The sequence below is a fragment of the Mesorhizobium sp. B1-1-5 genome (assembly GCF_006443065.1).
Taxonomy (GTDB): domain Bacteria; phylum Pseudomonadota; class Alphaproteobacteria; order Rhizobiales; family Rhizobiaceae; genus Mesorhizobium.
In genome coordinates, this window is the sequence record NZ_VFWS01000437.1 from 1 (window position 1) to 1318 (window position 1318).

Sequence of the window (1318 nt, forward strand, 5' to 3'; positions counted from 1 at the left end):
GGGTGGAATTGAGCACTGCCATGCCGATGCAGCCGACGAAGGCGAGCGACGCGCCGACCGATAGGTCGACCTCGGCGGTGATGAATTCCACCCATAGTCTTGCGCTCGGCATGCTGGCGGCGCTCGCCTTTGCCGGCGGGGTCGGCCTGTTCCACGGGCTGGTCGTCACCAGGCTCAGGGTGAATTCGCTGATCGCCACCATCGGAACGATGATGATGCTACAGGGCGGCGTCTATCTGTTCACGCGCGAGGCGGTGCAGAACCACAACCAATTGGCAAGCTTCACCGATCTCGGCGCCGGTTATGTCGGCCCCGTGCCGGTTCCCGTCATCCTGGCGGCGCTGATCTTCGTGGTTGCCTATGTGACGCTGCGCTTCACCACGCTCGGCCGCTACCTCTACGCAGTCGGCGCCAATGAAAAGGCGGTGCGCCTGTCAGGCATTCGCTCGGAACGGCTCAAGCTGTTGGCCTTCGTCGTCACCGGCCTGTGCGTCGGTGTTGCCGGCATGATCCTGTCGTCGCTGATGAATGCCGGCCAGCCGACCGCCGGCCGTGGCTTCGAGCTGACGGTGATTGCCGCCGTCATCCTCGGCGGCACCAGCCTGCTTGGTGGCCGCGGTTCGCTGTTCGGTACCTTGCTTGGCGTTCTGGTGCTGAAGGTGATCGACAACGGCATCATCATCCTCGGCTGGAACCAGGATTTGCAGATGGTGGTGCCGGGCATCGTCATCATCCTGGCAACCTATCTCGACATCATCCGGAACAGAGCCAATGTCCGTTGATTTCCTGCATCCTGGCGAAGGCGCGGCCATCGATACCGATGTGCCGGCGCTGGAATTGCGCGGCATCGGCAAGCGCTTTCCCGGCGTCGTGGCGCTCGACAATGTCGACTTCACCCTGGAGCCCGGCAAGATCCATGCGCTGATGGGCGAGAACGGCGCCGGCAAGTCGACGCTGATCAAGATCATGGCCGGCGTCTACGGCAAGGATGCCGGCTCCATCCGCATGCACGGACGCGAGGTCGACATCAAGTCGCCGCGCGACAGCTTGAAGCAAGGCATCAAGGTCGTGTTCCAGGAGATCGCGCTGATCTCCGAATTCACCGTTGCCGAGAACATCTTCCTGGAAGGCTATCCGACCGGCAGAAGCGGCTCCATCGACTGGAAGAAGATCCGCGCCGATTCAGCCGCGCTCTTCGACCGCATCGGCTTCAACGTCGATCCGGCGGCGCAAACCGGCTCGTTGCCGGTCAGCCAGCAGCAGATGGTCGAGATCGCCCGCGCGCTCGCTCATGAAGCCCGAGTGGTGGTGATGGACG

2 protein-coding genes are annotated in these 1318 nt (G+C 63.1%); both read left to right on the forward strand.

Annotation, left to right across the window (positions count from 1 at the left end; all coding sequences use genetic code 11):
• Positions 1-782, forward strand: a 782-nt coding sequence (locus tag FJ980_RS32150; RefSeq protein ID WP_246676671.1) for an ABC transporter permease, incomplete at its 5' end; no start/stop codon positions are given.
• Positions 772-1318: ATP-binding cassette domain-containing protein (locus FJ980_RS32155; protein WP_140547509.1), on the forward strand; the 547-nt coding region annotated here is incomplete at its 3' end. The genes FJ980_RS32150 and FJ980_RS32155, both read left to right, overlap by 11 nt.